This window comes from Curtobacterium sp. MCBD17_026 (genome assembly GCF_003234895.2).
GTDB classification, from domain to species: Bacteria; Actinomycetota; Actinomycetes; order Actinomycetales; family Microbacteriaceae; genus Curtobacterium; species Curtobacterium flaccumfaciens.
On record NZ_CP126281.1, the window covers coordinates 521,847 to 540,327 of the forward strand.

The 18,481-nt window shown below is 71.4% G+C and carries 14 protein-coding genes; 8 read left to right on the top strand and 6 right to left on the bottom strand.

Annotated elements, in window-relative coordinates:
• Positions 1-11: 11 nt before the first annotated feature.
• On the bottom strand, positions 12-809 hold the full coding sequence (locus tag DEI85_RS02540; RefSeq protein WP_027464991.1) for an HAD-IIA family hydrolase: 798 nt from the start codon (positions 807-809) through the stop codon (positions 12-14).
• A 180-nt stretch (positions 810-989) separates the two neighbouring features.
• On the opposite strand from DEI85_RS02540, the gene DEI85_RS02545 reads away from it, so the two are divergent.
• From DEI85_RS02545 to DEI85_RS02555, 3 genes are all read left to right on the top strand, one after another.
• A complete protein-coding gene (locus DEI85_RS02545; protein ID WP_181436452.1) occupies positions 990-4,442 on the top strand; it encodes an SdrD B-like domain-containing protein in 3,453 nt (1,150 codons plus the stop codon).
• A 181-nt stretch (positions 4,443-4,623) separates the two neighbouring features.
• A complete protein-coding gene (locus DEI85_RS02550; RefSeq protein ID WP_111124351.1) occupies positions 4,624-5,322 on the top strand; it encodes a TetR/AcrR family transcriptional regulator in 699 nt (232 codons plus the stop codon).
• 112 nt (positions 5,323-5,434) lie between these two features.
• On the top strand, positions 5,435-6,079 hold the full coding sequence (locus DEI85_RS02555; protein WP_111124352.1) for a TrmH family RNA methyltransferase: 645 nt from the start codon (positions 5,435-5,437) through the stop codon (positions 6,077-6,079).
• Positions 6,080-6,181: 102 nt separating this feature from the next.
• Here DEI85_RS02555 and DEI85_RS02560 read toward each other — a convergent pair whose 3' ends face one another.
• Positions 6,182-7,171: a LacI family DNA-binding transcriptional regulator gene (locus DEI85_RS02560; protein ID WP_027464994.1), complete on the bottom strand. Its 990-nt coding sequence runs from the start codon at positions 7,169-7,171 to the stop codon at positions 6,182-6,184.
• 231 nt (positions 7,172-7,402) lie between these two features.
• On the opposite strand from DEI85_RS02560, the gene DEI85_RS02565 reads away from it, so the two are divergent.
• Positions 7,403-8,206, top strand: coding sequence for an NAD-dependent epimerase/dehydratase family protein (locus DEI85_RS02565; protein WP_181435495.1), 804 nt, complete (start codon positions 7,403-7,405; stop codon positions 8,204-8,206).
• 75 nt (positions 8,207-8,281) lie between these two features.
• Here DEI85_RS02565 and DEI85_RS02570 read toward each other — a convergent pair whose 3' ends face one another.
• From DEI85_RS02570 to DEI85_RS02580, 3 genes are read right to left on the bottom strand one after another with little or no spacing between them, the layout of a single operon-like run.
• Positions 8,282-10,516 carry a YhgE/Pip domain-containing protein gene (locus DEI85_RS02570; RefSeq protein WP_111090194.1) on the bottom strand — a complete coding sequence of 745 codons (2,235 nt, stop codon included), beginning with the start codon at positions 10,514-10,516 and terminating at the stop codon, positions 8,282-8,284.
• Positions 10,513-11,265, bottom strand: a complete 753-nt coding sequence (locus DEI85_RS02575; protein WP_110858785.1) for a hypothetical protein — start codon at positions 11,263-11,265, stop codon at positions 10,513-10,515. The genes DEI85_RS02570 and DEI85_RS02575 overlap by 4 nt, the downstream gene beginning before the upstream one ends.
• On the bottom strand, positions 11,262-11,936 hold the full coding sequence (locus DEI85_RS02580; protein WP_110858786.1) for a TetR/AcrR family transcriptional regulator: 675 nt from the start codon (positions 11,934-11,936) through the stop codon (positions 11,262-11,264). The genes DEI85_RS02575 and DEI85_RS02580 overlap by 4 nt, the downstream gene beginning before the upstream one ends.
• Positions 11,937-12,095: 159 nt before the next feature.
• Here DEI85_RS02580 and DEI85_RS02585 point away from each other — a divergent pair, with 159 nt between their 5' ends.
• Both DEI85_RS02585 and DEI85_RS02590 read left to right on the top strand, forming a co-directional pair.
• Positions 12,096-15,737 carry a S8 family serine peptidase gene (locus DEI85_RS02585; protein WP_111123715.1) on the top strand — a complete coding sequence of 1,214 codons (3,642 nt, stop codon included), beginning with the start codon at positions 12,096-12,098 and terminating at the stop codon, positions 15,735-15,737.
• Positions 15,738-15,880: 143 nt separating this feature from the next.
• Complete coding sequence (locus DEI85_RS02590; RefSeq protein WP_155896763.1) at positions 15,881-16,045, top strand: hypothetical protein; 165 nt, start codon at positions 15,881-15,883, stop codon at positions 16,043-16,045.
• A gap of 104 nt (positions 16,046-16,149) precedes the next feature.
• On the opposite strand, the gene DEI85_RS02595 is transcribed toward DEI85_RS02590, so the two are convergent.
• Complete coding sequence (locus DEI85_RS02595; RefSeq protein WP_110858788.1) at positions 16,150-16,323, bottom strand: antitoxin; 174 nt, start codon at positions 16,321-16,323, stop codon at positions 16,150-16,152.
• 208 nt (positions 16,324-16,531) lie between these two features.
• Between DEI85_RS02595 and DEI85_RS02600 the strand changes: the two genes are divergently transcribed.
• Together DEI85_RS02600 and DEI85_RS02605 are read left to right on the top strand one after the other, a co-directional pair.
• Positions 16,532-17,866 (top strand): adenylosuccinate synthase, encoded by a 1,335-nt coding sequence (locus DEI85_RS02600; protein ID WP_110858789.1) that lies wholly within the window; start codon positions 16,532-16,534, stop codon positions 17,864-17,866.
• A gap of 2 nt (positions 17,867-17,868) precedes the next feature.
• A complete protein-coding gene (locus tag DEI85_RS02605) occupies positions 17,869-18,426 on the top strand; it encodes an arsenate reductase/protein-tyrosine-phosphatase family protein (protein WP_258376355.1) in 558 nt (185 codons plus the stop codon).
• Positions 18,427-18,481: the final 55 nt, after the last annotated feature.

Below are 18,481 nucleotides of genomic sequence, written 5' to 3' on the forward strand. Positions count from 1 at the left end.
CGTGTGACCGGCTAGAGCTCGACTTCGAAGGGCTCGGTGCGCACGAGCTCGTGCACGCCGGAGATGACCTCGCTCGGGCGGAACGGGTACCGGTCGATCTCCGCCTGGTCGCTGATGCCCGTCATCACGAGCACGGTGTGCAGCCCTGCTTCGATGCCGGCCTGCACGTCGGTGTCCATGCGGTCGCCGATCATGCCGGTGTTCTCGGAGTGCGCACCGATCCGGTTCATCGCGGAGCGGAACATCATCGGGTTCGGCTTGCCCACCACGTAGGGCTGCTTGCCGGTGGCCTTCTCGATCATCGCCGCGATGGCGCCGGTTGCCGGCAGGACCCCCTCGGCGCTCGGGCCGGTGGCGTCGGGGTTCGTCACGATGAACCGGGCGCCGGCGCGGATGAGCCGGACGGCCTTGGTGATCGCCTCGAACGAGTAGTTGCGGGTCTCACCGACGACGACGTAGTCGGGAGCGGTCTCGGTCATGATGAACCCGGCCTCGTGCAGGGCGGTCGTCATGCCGGCCTCGCCGATGACGAACGCCGAGCCGCCGGGCATCTGCGACTTGCAGAAGTCGGCCGTCGCGAGCGCACTCGTCCAGATCCGCTCCTCGGGCACGTGCAGGCCCGAGCCCCGGAGCCGGGCGCTGAGGTCGCGCGGCGTGAAGATCGAGTTGTTCGTCAGCACGAGGAACTCGGTGCCGTCGTCGAGCCACTGCTGGATGAGCTCCGGGGCGCCGGGCAGTGCCTGGTTCTCGTGGACGAGCACGCCGTCCATGTCGGTCAGCCAGCACTCGACGTCGTCTCGGGTCGCCATGGCCCTCACCCTACTGCGCAGGCGGTCGAGCCCGCCGTCTCCGTGCTCGGTGAACACGATCCGCGATATGCAGAACATGAATGATCGATGTGGAATGCGATGCGTGCGTACGCTGCTCGTCGGGGCGGTCCTCGCTCCGACGATCTGCGGGACATCAGCCTCGCGAGAACAAGGAGACCCATGCGATCCCGAAGTACAGCGCGCATCGCCGTGTCGACGCTGGCCACCGCTGGCGTCGTCCTCGGCCTTGCCCTGCCGACCGCCCCGGCGGCGAGCGAGCCGGAAGCACCCGGCGGCACCGCATCCGCCGCGACGCGGAGCACGGTCGACGTCGCGATCGACGTCACGAAGGACGGCAACGGCCCCTTCACCCCGACGGACGGCGCTGGTGGTGACGCAAGTGAGGAGAACGGCATCGTCCGCACGATGGACGCGATCACGTACCGCGTCTCCCTCAACTCGAACGACGGCACCAGCACGAACGAACGCTTCAGCGTGACCGCCCCCGCCGGCACGTCGTGGGCAGGGGTCCCGACCATCTGCGTCGGCCCCGGCTCGGCGGTCTCGGGCGCCGTGTTGACCTGCAACATCGGCACGCTCCGAGAAGGCCGGACGGTCTCCGTGCCGATCGTCCTCGACGTCTCCGCCGACCTGGAGAACGGCGACACGATCGCCGTCCCAGTGACCGCGACGGCGGACGAGGCCGAGAACGGAACCGCCACCGCGGTCGCCGAGGCCGTCACGGTCTCCGCAGCCGCGCGCTACAACCTGAGCAAGAACGTCCACGCGTCGTCGCTCCGGACCGACGTCACCGGTCCGGACGGAACGACGAAAGGGCTGCAGCTGATCTACCCGATCGCCGTGGACTGGCAGCCGCTCGTGCCCGGACAGGGCCTCCTCGGGTTCGAGAAGAGCACCGGGCCGATGACGTTCACGGACGACCTCTCCCAGATCCTCGGTGCCGTGCCCTCCGATGCGGTCCTGTGGAACGGTGGCAACCCCGTCTGCGGCCCCAACGACATGGGCGACTCGCGGATGGGAGGCCTGCCCGGCGGCAGCGGCGGCGGTGAGCAAGCGGTCACGGACTCCGGGGAGTTCTCGTGCGAACAGGCGGCCCCCGGTCAGGGCGTGGACGTCACCATCACCGGGACGGTCACCGACCCCGACCACGTCCCCTCGAAGAGCCTCACGAACGGGCCGATCGCCGGCGGCGCCAAGCCCTACTTCGTGAGCGGCTACATCAGCCTCTGGATGCCCAACCCTCCGACCGGGACCTCGGTGGAGTCGGTCAACACGTTCACGCCGCTGCAGACCACGTCCGTCAGCGGAGCGCCGAACTTCCCCGGCGGCACGGAACCCACGGGGGACAACTCCGCCGAGCGCAACGTCCTCGAGTACGCCGACGGCTCCGCGCAGAAGCGGCTCCTCCGGGTCATCGGCGACGGGCGCGCCGTCGAGCGGGGCTCTGCTCGCGACGGCGACCCGTGGGCCACCCCGGGCACGCTGCTCCGGAGCGACGTCACCGCCTCCAACAAGGGGCTGGCGTCGTTCGACGGCGCCGTCCTCTGCGACACCTTCGACCGCGACACGCAGCACATAACCCGCGTCGGCGACGGCAGGGTCGCGGCGTGGACCAGCGGCATGCGCAGCGCGAAGGTGCAGTACGCCGCGTACGACATGACCTCACCGTCCGCGAGCCAGAAGGCGACCTGTGACGACGAGGACGGCCCCTGGTACGACCGGCCGGAAGACGTCCCCGGTGGCATCGATGCAGTCGGAGCGGTCCGCGCGACCGGTGACGTCCCCGGTGGCAGTGACGGCACGCTCTACAGCTACGTCACCACCCAGGACGCCGCCGACGGCACACGGGCCCACGACTTCGGTCACGCGTGGTTCGGCGACCGCTCAGAACGCTGGGCGCACGACGTCTGGTCCGACGCGGACCTCGGTGCCGGTCCCCTGTCCGACAGCGTCATCCTCACCGAGAACCTCGCCCGGATCCAGAAGAAGATCGTCGACCCCGGCCACGACGCGGACGACACCCCCGACTCGACCACCTTCACCGTCGCCGGCGACACCATCGACTACGCCCTGTACCCGTCACTCACGAACGGCAACACCACGGGGAAGGAGGCCTCCGTGACGGTGCGCGACGTGCTGCCGAACCACGTGACCTACGTCGCCGGCAGTGCCTCCGAGGTGCCGGAGATCGACACCACGAAGGACGACGACGGCAACGACGTCCAGCGTCTCACTTGGACGACAGTGGTCCGTCCGAACGAGGCGATCGATCCGATCACGTACACCGCCGCGGTCTCGAAGCTCGCCCCGGCGGGCGCGATCACCAACGTGACGGACATCGCCTCGCCGACGGACAGGTCGCCGCAGGCCTTCCGCAACGCCCAGCGCGCCGTCCAGGTCGTCGCCACCGGCGGGGTCGGCATCGAGAAGACCGCCGTCGAACCGGTCGTCGTCTCGGGGGACCAGCTGGAGTGGGACCTCGGGTACACGAACATCGACACCACCCCGATCGACGGCCTGGACGTCATCGACGTCCTTCCGTACCGGGGCGACACCCGCAACTCCACCTTCCACGGCACGGTCGGACTCGCCGAGCCCATCGCGGTCGCCGCCGCCGCCGGTGAGCGCGTCCGCTACACGACCCGCGACCCGCGCGACGTCGTGCTCGACGCCGCTGACCCGTCGAACCAGGGCGGTGGCGCCACCACCTGGTGCTCGGCGTCGGCGTTCGGCGCCGAGGGATGCCCGGCCGGGCTCGCGGACGTCACGGCTGCGCGCATCCTGCGGACCGCCCCCGTGGCAGTGGGCGAGACCGTCACGCACCGGGTCGTGGTCGCGACGGCGGGCCAGCGCGACGGTGACACGTACACGAACCGGTTCGGCCTCCGCGCCTCGAACCTCGCTCTCCCGGTCCAGTCCAACCCGGCGACGGTCACCGTCGTCTCCGGTTCGATCGGGGACTTCGTGTGGTCCGACGAGAACGGCGACGGTCTGCAGGACGACGACGAAGCCGGCATCGCGGACGTCTCGGTCCGCCTCACCGGCTCGGACGACCGCGGCGACGCCGTGCGCCGGACCACCACCACGAACGGCGACGGCGAGTACACCTTCGACGACCTGCGCCCCGGCAGCTACACCGTGCACTGGACGGCTCCGGACGGTCGGGAGTTCACGAAGGAGCTCGTCGGCGACGACCGCGCGATCGACTCCGACGCCGACGCCTCCGGCGCGGCCGGCGCCGTCGAACTCGCCGCGATCCGTTCCGACGAGGGCCAGCTCGAGCACATCGAACAGGACCGCACCGTCGACGCGGGGCTCCTGCCCGCAGCGGAGACACCGACCGGACCGCCGGTGACGCCCGGTGGTCCGGAAGCGCCCGGACATCCCGGGAACGCCGGGAGCGCCGGGTCTTCGGGAACACCCGGCACTCACGACGACGCGGAGGCGTCGGCGGGTACCGGCGAAGGATCCCGCGATCCGGCACGCGGCGGACTGGCGTTCACCGGAGCTGACGGACTCGGACCGGCGGCGGTGACGGCGGTGCTGCTCCTGGCCCTGGGCGGCCTCCTCGTCGCGCGCAGGCGTCGCACCCGCGGATCGAGCCAGCGCTGAACCGTGGGGCCGCGGCGAGGCGGTCGTCGCGGCCCCACTGGCGGTCCGCTCAGAAAGGGCCGGGAGGCCCGGAGCGGCTCTTGCGCGCTGCTGGCAGACCCGAGATGGTCGAGACACCGAACTGCGCTCGGCTTTTGCCCTACGCTTTTCGGGACACGTACCGAATCAAGGAGGCCCCCTCGTGCTCGTCGAACCCGGAACCCCGTCCGCCGCGCCCCGACCCAACCCGGTGTCGGAGACGGAGCTCGAGGTGACCCCGCGCCGACGCCGAGGCCGCCCGAACGTGCTGTCCCGCGAGCAGGTGGTCGACGCCGCCACGACCATCGCGAACGAGGACGGCCTGGACCGCCTGTCCTTCCGGGCCCTCGGGGTGCGGCTCGGGGTCGCCCCGATGACCGTGCACCGGACCATCGGCGGCCTGGACGACCTGCACGCCGAACTCGTCCGCCGCACCGTCGACGAGTTCACCGCCACCTTCGTCTGGCCGGACGAGTGGCACGCCGTCGTCCGCACCTTCGCCACGACGTTCCGCGACCTGATGCGCACCCACCCGCTCGTGCTCGAGTCGCACAGCCAGCGCGCCCCGCTCGCCTCGACCGAGTCCGACGCCGTCGTGGCGAAGGTCGTCGGTGCCCTGCGGGACGCCGGACTCCCGCCGGCCGAGGCGATGTACACCTTCTTCGTCGTCTACGACTTCGTGGTCGGGCACGCCGGGGTGCAGGTCGGACGCGGGGACTCCGAGGCCGGACGCCCCGAGCGGCACCGGCTGGTGGGCGAGATCCTCGGCGAGCACTCCTACGACGACCGGTTCGCACTCGGCCTCGACATCCTGATCGCCGGCATCGAGACGCGCATCGACCGCGGGACCCGTACCGCCTGAGCCCGCGGCGCCTGAACCGGCGGTGGGAACCTGGTTCCGGACACGGAACCGCGCAGGTCGGCGGTGCTGTGACCGGAACCTGGTTCCCCGCGCCCGGCCGTACGCTGGTCGGGTGACCACTGCGCCCGAACCGTCGCACGAGCTGACGACCAACGGGGTGGGGCCGCACCCGGAACCCTGGCCCGACGACCCGAGGCTCGACCCGGAGCTCCTGGCCGCGGGGGACTCCCGGAACGTGCTCGACCGCTACCGCTACTGGTCGATGGACGCGATCGTCGCCGAGCTCGACACCCGCCGGCACACGTTCGACGTGGCGATCGAGAACTGGCAGCACGACCTGAACATCGGCTCGATCGTACGGAGCGCCAACGCGTTCCTGGCCGGCACCGTGCACATCATCGGGCGACGCCGGTGGAACAAGCGCGGGGCGATGGTCACCGACCGGTACCAGCACGTCCGCTACCACCCCGACGTCGAGGCGTTCCTCGCCGCGATGGCCGAGGAGCAGCGTCCCGTCGTCGCCATCGACAACACCGCCGGCGCCGAGCGCATCGAGACCGCGACGATCCCGGAGCGCTGCGTGTTCCTGTTCGGGCAGGAGGGCCCCGGGCTGACCGAGCAGGCGGTCGCCGGTGCCGACGCACACCTGGAGATCACGCAGTTCGGGTCGACGCGGAGCATCAACGCCTCGGCCGCCGCGGCGATCGTCATGCACAGCTGGGTCGTCCAGCACGCCCGGTTGCCGGACGCTCCCTGAGCCGGAACGGCCGGGTGGGGGCCGTGGACCCGGCCGTTCCGCGCACCGGGCGGGCGGGGCGGAGGCGGGTCGGGCCTCCAGGCCGGGGTCCGGGGTGCCGCGTCAGCGCGCGGCGGTGGTGCGGCGCGCGACCAGGCGGGGTTCGACGAGGAGTTCCGTGGCGGCGATCCGCGGATCGGCGATGCGGGCCAGCAGGCGCTCGCCGGCGCCGCGGCCGATCTCGACACTGCGGTCGTCGATGCTCGTCAGGCCGACGTACCGCATCGCGGCCACCGGGGTGTCGTCGTAACCGATGACGGAGACGTCCTCGGGGACGCGCAACCCGCGTTCGGCGAGCTCGGACAGGGCACCGAGGGCCATCACGTCGTTCGCCGCGAAGACGGCGGTGACGTCCGGGTGCTCGTCGAGGAGCATGCCGAGGGCGCGGGAACCGGCCTCTTCGGTGGGTTCGCCCGGCAGCACCGTCGTGACGACGGACGCGCGTGCCGCCGCAGCCTGCGCGAACCCGGCCTGGCGCTCGGCCGAGGCCGCCGAGCTCGCACCGACGAACCCGAGGCGGGTGTGGCCGAGGTCGAGCAGGTGCTGCGCCGCGATGCCGCCTCCGGCGTGGTCGTCGTTCGCCACGGTGTCGGCACGGGGGATCGCGACGCGGCCGCCGGCGATCACGAGCGGCATCGAGGCGGGGATCGCGAGGTCGGTGGTGGGCTCGCCGGCGATCACGATGCCCTCGACGCGCATCGAGAGGAACCCCTCGACCGGAGAGGCATCGAGCCCCGTGTTGAGGAACCGGTCGGCGACCACGAGCCGGTGTCCCTGGTCCTGCAGGCTCTCGCGCAGGCCGGTGAGCAGGTCCACGAACCACTGGTTGCGGAAGTCGTCGAGCACCACGCCGATCGTGCGGCTGCGCGTGCCGGCGAGGGAGACGGCCGCGGTGGAGGGGCGGTAGTCGAGCTCCTGGATGGCCTTGAGCACGGCGGCCCGGCGCTGGTCGCTGACCCGGGGGGAGCGCTGCAGCACGAGGGAGACGAGGGACTTCGAGACACCGGCGCGTGCAGCGACGTCGTAGATGGTCGCGGGCTTGCCGTCTCCCATGATGCGCTTCGACCTCCGTTGGCTCGTGCGTCGATCGTAGCGGGCGCGCGCCGGTTCGCTTCGTGAGCAGAAATGGTCGGGTGCGGAGCGGCGACTCGACCGTTTCTGCTCACGATCGACGCGTGGCCGGTCCTCCACACGGGAGGCCCGGGGCGCGTTGTGCACAGAAGTCGCGTTCGCCGCGCGGGCAGCTGGGGTCGCTGCTCGCGCGCCGGGGGTAGCGTCCGCTGTATGGCGACGCTGCTCATCACCGGAGCCGCGGGTCGGATCGGGAGCGCCCTGCGTCCTCGACTGCGGTCCGCGGGACACGACCTCGTGCTGCTCGACGAACAGCGGCCCCACGATCCGATCGTCGCCGGGGAACGGTTCGTGCCCGGTTCGGTGAACGACCCGGCGGCGGTGGACGATGCGCTCGCCGGGGTCGACACCGTGGTGCACCTGGCGGGCATCCCGACCGAGGCCGCCTGGGAGGACCTGATCGCGGCGAACCTGACCGGCACGAAGAACGTGCTCGAACGGGCGGCCGCCGCCGGGGTGCTCCGGGTGGTGCAGGCGAGCTCGATCCACGCAGTGGGGCTGGTGCCCGAACCCCTCGACCAGCCGGGGAGTGTGCCCGGAGACCGGCTGCCCCGTCCGGACACGTACTACGGCGTGACGAAGGCGGCGATGGAACTGCTCGGCAGCCTGTTCGCCGACCGGTACGAGATGTCGATCGTGTCCGCGCGGATCGGTGCGTTCGGTGCGCTGCCGCCGACGACCCGGGGGCTGCTCATGTGGACCTCGCCCGACGACCTGACACGCCTGGTGCTCGCGACCGTGGCGCTCCGCGACCCCGGGCACCACGTGGTCTGGGCACTGTCGCGGAACACCGGGTCGCCGGCTGACCTGTCCGCCGGGGAGCGCATCGGTTTCCACCCCCTCGACGACGCGTCCGCCGTGCTCGACGCCGACGCCCGTGCAGCCCTGCCGACGGACGACCTGAGCACCCTCGGCGGCGGGATGGTGCACCAGCCGCTCGGCGAACGCGCTTCGTGAGCAGAAGAGGTCGGGTGACCTGATGTCACCCGACCTCTTCCGCTCACGAAGCGCGCCCGCGCCCGGCGCGCTCCGCTACCCGATCAGGCTCGGGCGCAGGTCGCGCAGCGTGCGGGAACGGGTCTGCCGCGCCGTGACCACGAAGGACACCAGGAGCGCCCCGAGCAGCCAGCAGAGCAGCACGCCCGCATCGGACCACGCGGCGCCGAGGTTCCCGCCGTACATCGTCTGCCGGATCGCGTCGACCGAGTACGTCATCGGCAGCGCGAAGTGCAGCGCCGCCAACGGTCCCGGCAGCGTCTGCCACGGGAACGTGCCACCGGCGGTGACGAGCTGCACGAGCATCAGCACCAGGCCGAGGAACTGCCCCACGGACCCGAGCAGCACGTTGAGCGCCATGATGATCGCCGCGAAGGTCGCCGAGGCCAGCACCATGATGCCGATCGTGCCGCCGACGTGCACCACGTTCAGGTCGAGGGCGAAGCGCACGATGAAGAACAGCGCCACCATCTGCACCAGGCCGAGGAGCGCCGGGGTCAGCCAGCCGCCGAACACCACCGCGAGGGGCTTCCGGACGGCCGTGATCGCACGCTTCGAGATCGGCTTCAGGATGAGGAACAGCGCGTACATGCCGATCCAGGCCGCGAGCGAGATGAAGAACGGCGCGAGGCCGGCGCCGTAGTTCGACGCGGCGGCGACGTTGTCGTCCCCGACCTTGACCGGGTCGGAGATGACCGAGGCCTGCGACTCACGCTCCGAGGCGTTCGACGCCGGGATCTTCGTGCGGCCCTCGTCGAGCGACGACGCGAGCTTCGACGAGCCGGTCTTGAGCTCGTCGAGCCCCGATGCGAGCGACGAAGCGCCCTGGTCCGCGGTCTTCGCCCCGGACGCGAGCTGCGACGCACCGGACGACAGGGTCGGAGCCGCAGCGGCCAGCGTCGACGTCCCGTCGGCCACCTTCGACGCTCCGGACGAGAGCGTGGATGCGCCCGTCGCCGCGGTGGCGATGCCGGACGACAGCTCCGGAGCCTTCGCCGCGAGCTTGCCGGTGCCGGCGGCGAGCGTGTCGGAGCCGTCGGAGAGCTGCTGGATGCCACTCGTCAGCGCCGGAGCCTGCTCGGCGAGCTGCGATGCCCCGGCGGACACCTGCGCGCTGCCGGTCTTGAGCTTCTGCAGGTTGCCCGACAGTTCGCCGGCACCGGTGCCGAGGTCGGCGCTGCCGGCCTGCAGGTCGTCGAGTCCGGCGAGCAGCGTGGTCTTCTGCTCCGGGGTGAGCACCGTGGACGCCTGCACGACCGGCTTCAGCGACGCGACGAGTTGCGGCGACTGCGCCGAGAGCTGCTGGACACCCTCGATGAACGGCGTTGCCTCGTTGGCCAGCGTGGCGTTCCCGGTGGCGACCTGCGAGGCTCCACTGGCGAGCTTCTGCGAGTCCGACGGCAGCGAGGCCGTCTGGTCACGGAGCTGGTGCAGCCCGGTCTGCAGCTGCTGCGCCCCCGCGTTCAACTGCTGCGTCTGCGACGGCAGCGCCGCCGTCTGCTGCTGCGCGCTGGCCAGCCCGGACGCCAGGGTCGACGCCCCCGACGCCACCTGCTGCGCCCCGCTGTTCAGCTGCTGGGTCTGCGACGGCAGGTCGGCCGTGCCGGAGGCGAGCTCCGCCGCACCGGAGGACAGCTTGCCGGTGCCGTCGGCGAGCTCGTGCGCACCCGAGTCCGCCTTGGCGGTTCCGGAAGCGAGTTCATCGGCCCCGTCGACGGCGTCGCCGAGGCTGTCCCGCACGTCGGCGAGCCCGACGAGCAGGGTCTTCGCCGCCTGCTTGCCGACGCGCTCGGCGACGGCGGTGCGCATGGTCTTGCCCGCCTGCTCGGCGATGGTGGAGGCCAGGTACGAGTTCGTGTCGGCCGTCGTCATGACGAGCTTCGCCTGCGTCGGGTCGTCGGACTGCGCGGACACCAGGTGCTCGGAGAAGTCGTGCGGGATGGTGACGACGAAGTCGTAGGTGCCGTTCCGGACGCCGGAGCGGGCATCGGCGGCGCTGGTCTTCGTCCACTTGAAGTCGGCGCCGTCGATGGCCTCCTTCGTGACGTCCTTGCCGTAGTCGACGTGCTCGCCGTCCAGCGTGGCGCCGGCGTCGAGGTTCACGATCGCGGCGGGGATCTGGTCGAGCTTCGCGTAGGGGTCGCGGTTCGCCCACAGGTAGGCGCCGCCGTACAGCAGCGGCACGATCATCAGCGCGATGAACGCCAGGCGTGCGAGCGGGGTCGCGGTGAGCCGCGCGAGTTCTGCGCGGACGAGCGAGGTGGTGGTCACTTCTGTGCCTCCGTCGGGACGGTTGCGGATGCTTCGGTGACGGAAGGAGCGGCCGGGAGGCCCGGCTCGGTTCCGTCGGTTCGGGCCACGTCCTCGGGGTCCTCGGTCTGGGGCGTCACGAGCGTCGCGACGTCGTCGTGCGTGTCGATCGTGTCGAGCAGGTGCTCGACGGTCGCGGCGGCGGCCTTCGAGGTCACGAGGACCACGGTCACGCCCCGTCGTGTGACGTCGCGGACCACCTGGAACCAGTCCTCGACGGCGCCGCCGTGCCGCTCGGGCGAGGTGATCACGATGCCGGTCACACCGTCGCGGAGCAGGGCGAGTTCGACGAGCAGCCGGACACGCACGGCGGTCGGCACCCGCTGCACGGCGGTGTCGACGTAGTCCCGCAGTCCGAGCTCGTCGAGCACGGTGTCGACGTGCTCGCGGTTCGGCCGCTGCCCGGCGAACGCGAGCTCCTCGCGCACGATCTGCTTGAGGGTCATGACGGGGAAGGGCTCGGCGACCCCGGGGGTGTCGACGAGGGCGAACGAGCGCCGGACGGCTGCCGGGTCCTCGTGGCCGTCGAGCAGCAGCCGCCCGGTGTCGGGCTGCATGCGGCCACCGGCGACGAGTGACGCGAGCACGGGTGCCTGCTCGGTCTCGACGGCGAGGACCCCCGGGCGTCCGGGGGCGGCGACGGCGGAGACGACGGGCAGGGGCGCGCCGGGCTCCTCGCCGATGCCGACGTGGTCGAGTTCGAGCGTCATGCGTGGTCCTTCCGGACGAGAGCGGGAGCGGGAGCAGGAGCAGGAGCAGGAGCGGCGGGTTCGGAGAGCAGCGCGGTGCGCCAGTCGATGCCGGCCGTGCCCAGCGCCGACACCACCACCATGCGCCGGCCGTCCTCGTCGCTCGTGCCGGAACGGGTGGCCTCGTCGAGGACGGCGATGCACGCGCCCTCGACCAGACGGCCGAGGGTCTCGGGGTCGACGTCGTTCCGCATGGCGCCGTCGGCGATCCCGAGCGCGCACGCCTGGCGCACCTGTGAGCGCAGCGGGGCGAACACCTCGGCGACGGGTTCGGCGAAGGGGCTGCGCACGGCGACCCGGGCCATCGAGCGGACGTGCGACACCTCGGTCCAGAGCGTCACGGCGATGGCGGCGAGGCGTGCGGCCGGCGGGAGCTCCTGCAGGTCCGAGGTGGTGGGCATGGCGGCGGCGATCCGGGCGGCGCCGGCGGTCACGACCTCGCGCACCAGGTCGTCGCGCGAGGGGAAGTGTCCGTACACCGCACGGCGCGACAGGCCGGCCGACGCGGCGATCGTCTCGATCGAGGCATCAGGGTCCTGCTGCAGGCAGGTCTTCGCCGCGTCGAGGAGGGCTGCCCGGTTCTCCGCGGCGTCGCGGCGGGGCGCGCGGGAGGGCTGCTCGGTGGTGGTCACGGACCCATCGTAATAACGTGCACACAGGTGTGCAACTTAACAGGATCCGTCCCCCGGACGAGGGGGGTCCCCCAAAGAGCGGACTGTCCTGCCTGAGAACGAACGCATAGCTTCACAGGAATCTCATGCGAACCACGGACTGAGCCTGGAGTGCCCTCTTTGAACCGTGCAACACCGATTCCCGACCCGAACCCAACACCCCGTCGCTTCACCCGCGTCCTGACCGCCGGCATCGCCGTCGCGGCCCTCGCGTGTGGCGGTCTCGCAGTCGGGGGTGCGGCCTCCGCAGCTCCGGCCGGGATCTCGGTGGCCGACCTCAAGCTCTCCGCCCCGCTCCGTGACGCCAAGCCGACGAAGACCGTCGCCGCGTTCGTGCGCACGACCGGCCAGGGTGCCCTCGAAGTGGACGCCAAGGCGAAGGGCGGGGACCTGACGAAGTCGCGGACCCAGTCCTCCGCAGCCAAGAACCGCGTCGAGGCGATCCAGTCGACCGTCGCCGCGGTGCGGTCGGCCGTCGAGCGAGCCGACGCCGAGGCGACCGAGCTCTACTCGACCGAGTACACCGTCCCCGGAGTCGCGGTCGTCGCCGACGTCGACGCGTTCCGGCAGATCGCGGAGCGGTCCGACGTCGAGAGCATCATCCCGCTCACGCCGAAGAAGATCGTCGAGCCGACGGTCAACGAGGACGCCGACGCCGCTCCCTCGGGCGTCGACCCCGGCCTGGTCCAGCCCGGTGCTGACGGCGTCGCGCCGAAGAACGCCGCGAGCGACGTCTACACGCGTTCGCTCGACGCCTGGCAGCAGACCGGCCACACCGGCCAGGACGTCAACGTCGCCGTCCTGGACACCGGGCTCGACTACACGCAGGCCGACTTCGGCGGCCCCGGCACCACCGAGGCGTACCAGCAGGCCCTGGCGAACGCGAGCGGCGGCGCCCCGGACGCGAGCCTGTACGACGCGTCGAAGTTCCTCGGCGGGTACGACTTCGCCGGTGCGACCTACAACGCCGACCCGACGGACCCGGACGCCTACGACCCGGTGCCGGCTCCCGACGACAACCCGATCGACGGCAAGGGCGGCGACCACGGCACGCACGTGTCCGGCTCGATCGCCGGCTACGGCCTGACCGCCGACAAGCAGCGGTTCGACGGTGACTACACCAAGCTCACCACGCAGCAGGTGCAGGACATGTGGATCGGTCCGGGCACCGCGCCCGAGGCCGGCCTGTACGCCCTGAAGGTCTTCGGTGACAACGGCGGCTCGACCGACGTCACCGGTGCCGCGCTCGACTGGGTGGGCCAGGCGCTCACCGAGGGCAAGGACATCAACGTCCTGAACCTGTCGCTCGGCTCCGACTACGGCGCGCCGGACGACCCCGACAACGCCAAGATCGACGCACTGACCGCTCGCGGCGTGCTCCCCGTGATCGCCTCGGGCAACGCCGACGACTTCACTGACATCGGTGGTTCGCCGGGCAACGCCGAGGGTGCGCTCACCGTCGCCGCGAGCGCCACGGGCCAGTCGCTCTACGACGGCGTCCAGGTCACCGCGCCGGCCGACGTCGCGAAGACCTACCGTTCGCAGTACTCGTCCAACTTCACGGGCACCCTGCCCGTCGAGGGCGACGTCGTCGTCCCGACCACGAACATCGACGGCTGCGCAGCGTTCAGCCCCGCTGACGCCGCGGAGATCGCGGGCAAGGTCGTCTGGCTGAAGTGGACCGACGCCGCGCTCGAGTGCGGTTCCGCTGTCCGCTTCGACAACGTCGAGGCCGCCGGCGGCGCCGGCGTCCTGCTGGCGGGCACGCTCGACACGTTCGAATCCGGCATCGGTGGCAACGCGACCATCCCGGGTGCCGAGCTGACCGCGAAGAGCGTGGCGAGCCTCCAGGCCACCGCCAAGGCGGGGACCCTGCACGTCCGCTTCGCGGACGAGCTCAAGGGCTTCGAGATCGCCTTCGAGGCGGACGCCGTGAACACGCTCGCGTCGTTCACCAGCCGTGGCGTGCACGGGTCGTTCGCCGACATCGTCAAGCCGGACATCGCCGGCCCCGGGGTCAACGTGATCTCGGCGGCCAACGGCACCGGTGACGGCCGCATGTCGATGAGCGGCACCTCGATGGCCACGCCGGACGTCGCGGGCATCGCGGCGCTGACGTTCCAGTCGCACCCGACCTGGTCCGCCCCGCAGGTGAAGGCGGCGCTGATGAACACGGCGACGCACGACGTCGAGGACGGTGACGGCACCGCGACCCTGCTCCGTCAGGGCACCGGCCGCGTCGACGCGCTGCAGGCCGTCACGGCGGACACCACGGTCCGCAGCGTCGAGAACGGCCAGCTCGTCACCGCCTCGTTCGGTGTCGTCGAGGTCGCCGCGAAGACCACCGAGACCCGGTCCCTGCTCGTCGAGAACACCAGCTCGACCGCGCACACCTACGACGTGGCCTACCAGCCGCGGGTGTCCCAGCCGGGTGTGGCGTTCTCGCTCAGCACCAAGCGCGTCACGGTCCAGCCGGGCCGGGGTGCCGTCGTGGACCTGACGTTCACGATCGCCGACCCGACGGCCCTCCGCCGGGTCATCGACCCCACCCAGGAGTCGGTCCAGAAGGGGTACCAGCGCGAGTTCGTCGCGGCGGCCACCGGACTCGTCACCTTCACCCCGACCGACACCACGACCGATCCGCTGCGGGTCGGCACGTACGTCGCGCCGAAGCCCGTGAGTGCGGTCCGCGGCGCGGGCATCACGTACACCGGCTCCCAGAAGACCGCCGACCTGCCGCTGCGTGGCCGGGTGGTCGACCAGGGGACGGCGACGACGGGGTACCACGCGGCGGTCGCGCCGTTCGTGCTCGGCGGGACGGACCCCCAGGAGACGTTCGCGGAGGGTTCGGCGTCGCAGTCGCTCCGTGCCGCGGACGTCCGGGCCTACGGGGCGAGCTTCGACAAGGCGTCCGGCACGCTGGCGTTCGGCATCCAGACCGCGGGACCCGACGCCAACCCGGGCGCCGTGACCAACGTCGAGGTGCTGATCGACACGGACCGCGACGGTGAGCCGGACTACCTGGTCTACGACGCGAAGTCGGCCACCATCGACGCCACCCTCGCCACGACGGTCGACCTCGCGACCGGCAAGACCGTCGACGCGCAGCCCCTCAACGGCGGTGCGCCCGGGCAGGACGTCAACACCTTCGACAGCACGGTGAAGGTGCTGACGGTGGATGCCGCGCTGATCGGTGCGACGTCGACGTTCACGTACTCGGTCCTGACCGAGTCGGCCTACGCGCCGGCTGCGGCCACGAGCGGCTCGTCGATCGTGGACGAGACCGCCACGGTGGCGTTCAACCCGGCGAAGCCGCCCCTGGCCTTCGCGCAGGGCTTGTCGACGGGTGTCGTCTTCGCCGACCGGGGCTCGCTCCAGGTCACGCGGTCGCCCGGTGTCGCGAGTGCCCGGGTCCTGCTGCTCCACCTCGGCAACGCGGTCGGCAGCCAGGCGCAGAGTGTCGCCGCGACCTGGGTGGCCCCGACCCTGCAGCTCCAGAAGGGCAGCGGGGTGTCGATCGCCGGCACGCCGAAGGTCGGGTCGAAGCTCAAGGCGGGCCACGGCAAGTGGAACGGCACGGGCGTCACCTACTCGTACCGGTGGCTGCGGGACGGCAAGGCCGTGACGAACGCCACGGGTTCGTCGTACACGCTCGGCTCCGCGGACGCGGGTCACCGGATGTCGGTGACGGTCGTCGCGAAGGCGACGGGCTACCAGGACGGCACGGCGACGTCGAAGCCGACCGTGAAGGTGGCGCGCTGATCCGCCGTTCGACACGGTGACCAGGAGGTGCCGGGCCCGGATCGGGCCCGGCACCTCCTGTTCGTGCAGGGGTCTCGACTCGTCGGTGCGTGTACGGGACAGGTAGTTAGACAAACTAGTTACGTGGTGCCAGTGTTGCTCCCATGCAGAACACGCTGAACCAGCTCCGGTCCAACCCGGTCGAGTGGCGCCGTCGTGGACTCACTCCGCCGGACGTCATCCAGGCCATGATCGAGCAGCGCCTGGCCGAGCCCGGGCACTCCCAGCCCGTCGGTGACCCGTCGTACCAGGACTTCTTCCGGAGCTGATCCGGGGTCGGCCGGGCGATCCGGGACGCACCGACCGACAGACGGGAGGCGCGGTGCCAGCTGGCACCGCGCCTCCCGTCTGTCTGCCGGTGACGTCTCGGACGTCACTTGCCGATCTTGCCGTCGGCCGCGTCCTCGGCCTTGCCGATCTGGTCGCCGTGCCCGCCGCCGGTCGCCTTGTCGGCCGCGTCACCCGCCTTGTCGAGGCCGGTGTCCGTGGCCTTCTCGCCCTTGTCGCTGTCGGCGAAGTCCTTCGCCTTGTCTCCGATGCCGCTCATGTCGTGCTCCTTCCCTGGTGGATCTGGACGGGTCCGACCGTGCTCCGACCGATCCGGACGGACACCCAGGTGCGCTGGATGTGGACAAGCAGCGTGCCGTCCACAGGGCGTCACAGCGGGTGACGCGCAGGCGACCAGCCGATAGACTCGGGTGGACCACCGGCCCGGACGGCCGTGTGCGGTCCTCCGCCAACGTGAGGAGAACCAGATGCCCGCAGCAGTCATCATTGGCGCCCAGTGGGGCGACGAGGGCAAGGGGAAGGCCACCGACCTCCTCGGCTCCCGCATCGACTACGTCGTGAAGTTCAACGGCGGCAACAACGCCGGCCACACCGTCGTCGTCGGCGGCGAGAAGTACGCCCTGCACCTGCTGCCCTCCGGCATCCTGACGCCCGGTGTGACCCCCATCATCGGGAACGGCGTCGTCGTCGACCTCGAGGTGCTGTTCCAGGAGCTCGACGCCCTGCGCGCCCGCGGCGTCGACGTCTCGAAGCTGCTCGTGTCGGCCAACGCCCACGTCATCACGCACTACCACCGCACCGTCGACAAGGTGACCGAGCGGTTCCTGGGCAAGCGCCAGATCGGCACCACCGGTCGCGGCATCGGCCCGACCTACGCCGACAAGATCAACCGCGTCGGCATCCGGATCCAGGACATCTTCGACGAGAACATCCTGCGCCAGAAGGTCGAGGCCGCGCTCGACCAGAAGAACCACCTGCTGGTCAAGGTCTTCAACCGTCGCGCGATCGACCCGGAAGAAGTCGTCGAGTCGCTGCTCTCGTTCGCCGAGCGCCTGCGCCCGATGGTCGCCGACACCGCCCTCGAGATCCACCGTGCCCTGGAGCGCGGCGAGACCGTCCTGTTCGAAGCCGGCCAGGCCACGATGCTCGACGTCGACCACGGCACCTACCCGTTCGTCACCTCGTCGTCCGCGACCGCCGGCGGCGCTGCGACCGGTTCGGGCATCGGCCCGGGCAAGCTCGAGCGGATCATCGGCATCGTCAAGGCGTACACGACCCGCGTCGGCGCCGGTCCGTTCCCGACCGAGCTGTTCGACGAGTCGGGCGAGTTCCTGCGGGCCAACGGCTTCGAGTTCGGCACCACCACCGGCCGCCCGCGCCGCTGTGGCTGGTACGACGCCCCGATCGCCCGCTACACGGCACGCATCAACGGTGTGACCGACTTCGTGCTCACCAAGCTCGACGTCCTGACCGGGCTCGAGACGATCCCGGTGTGCGTCGCGTACGAGGTCGACGGCGTCCGCGTCGACGAGGTCCCGGTCAACCAGTCCGACTTCCACCACGCGAAGCCGGTGTACCAGGAGTTCCCCGGCTGGACCGAGGACATCACCGGAGCCCGCACCTTCGACGACCTGCCGAAGAACGCACAGGACTACGTCCTGGCGATCGAGGCGATGTCCGGCGCACGGATCTCCGCGATCGGTGTCGGTCCCGGCCGTGACGCCATCGTCGTTCGGCACGACCTGCTCGGTGCTGACGAACGTGCCGACGAGCGCGCCGGCGAACGCACCGACGCAGCGTGACGATGCGGATCCTGTTCGTCTGCAGCGGCAACATCTGCCGGTCCCCGCTCGGCGCGCAGGTCCTGACGGCACGGCTCGGCCCGGACGCCCCGGCGTTCGTGGTCGAGTCGGCCGGCACCATCGCCGACGACGGCGCCCCGATGGACGCCGCCGCGGCCGAGCAGTCCGTGCGACTCGGCGGCGAGCCGACGGCCCACCGGTCGCGGTACCTGACGGCCGAGATCGTCGAGCGTGCCGACCTGGTGCTGACCGCCGAGCGATCGCACCGCGCAGCCGCCGTCTCCCTGGCACCCCGGGCGTCCAAGCGGACGTTCACGATCAAGCAGTTCGCGCGGGTGCTCGCCGGCCTCGAGCCCGGTGACCTGGCCGACGTGTCGACCCCGCAACAGCTCGTGGAGCGCGTCGCCCGCCTGCGCGGCACCGTCCCGCCGCCCGCCGACCCGGCCGACGACGACGTCGACGACCCCTACCGTCGCTCGACGGCGACCCACCAGCGCGTCGCCGACGAGCTCGACGTGGCCCTGACCGGCATCGCGGACGCGTTGCGCGCGGTGGTCTGACCCCCTGACGGACGCCAGGCCAGGTGCCAGCTGGCACCGGGCCTGGCGTCGTTGT

What these genes read in the sequence shown, in the direction of transcription:
- DEI85_RS02540 (WP_027464991.1), bottom strand. Translation starts at nt 809, where the DNA reads ATGGCGACCCGAGACGACGTCGAGTGCTGGCTGACCGACATGGACGGC.
- DEI85_RS02565 (WP_181435495.1), top strand. Translation starts at nt 7,403, where the DNA reads ATGGCGACGCTGCTCATCACCGGAGCCGCGGGTCGGATCGGGAGCGCC.
- DEI85_RS02590 (WP_155896763.1), top strand. Translation starts at nt 15,881, where the DNA reads ATGCAGAACACGCTGAACCAGCTCCGGTCCAACCCGGTCGAGTGGCGC.
- DEI85_RS02560 (WP_027464994.1), bottom strand. Translation starts at nt 7,171, where the DNA reads ATGGGAGACGGCAAGCCCGCGACCATCTACGACGTCGCTGCACGCGCC.
- DEI85_RS02575 (WP_110858785.1), bottom strand. Translation starts at nt 11,265, where the DNA reads ATGACGCTCGAACTCGACCACGTCGGCATCGGCGAGGAGCCCGGCGCG.
- DEI85_RS02605 (WP_258376355.1), top strand. Translation starts at nt 17,869, where the DNA reads ATGCGGATCCTGTTCGTCTGCAGCGGCAACATCTGCCGGTCCCCGCTC.
- DEI85_RS02545 (WP_181436452.1), top strand. Translation starts at nt 990, where the DNA reads ATGCGATCCCGAAGTACAGCGCGCATCGCCGTGTCGACGCTGGCCACC.
- DEI85_RS02595 (WP_110858788.1), bottom strand. Translation starts at nt 16,323, where the DNA reads ATGAGCGGCATCGGAGACAAGGCGAAGGACTTCGCCGACAGCGACAAG.
- DEI85_RS02600 (WP_110858789.1), top strand. Translation starts at nt 16,532, where the DNA reads ATGCCCGCAGCAGTCATCATTGGCGCCCAGTGGGGCGACGAGGGCAAG.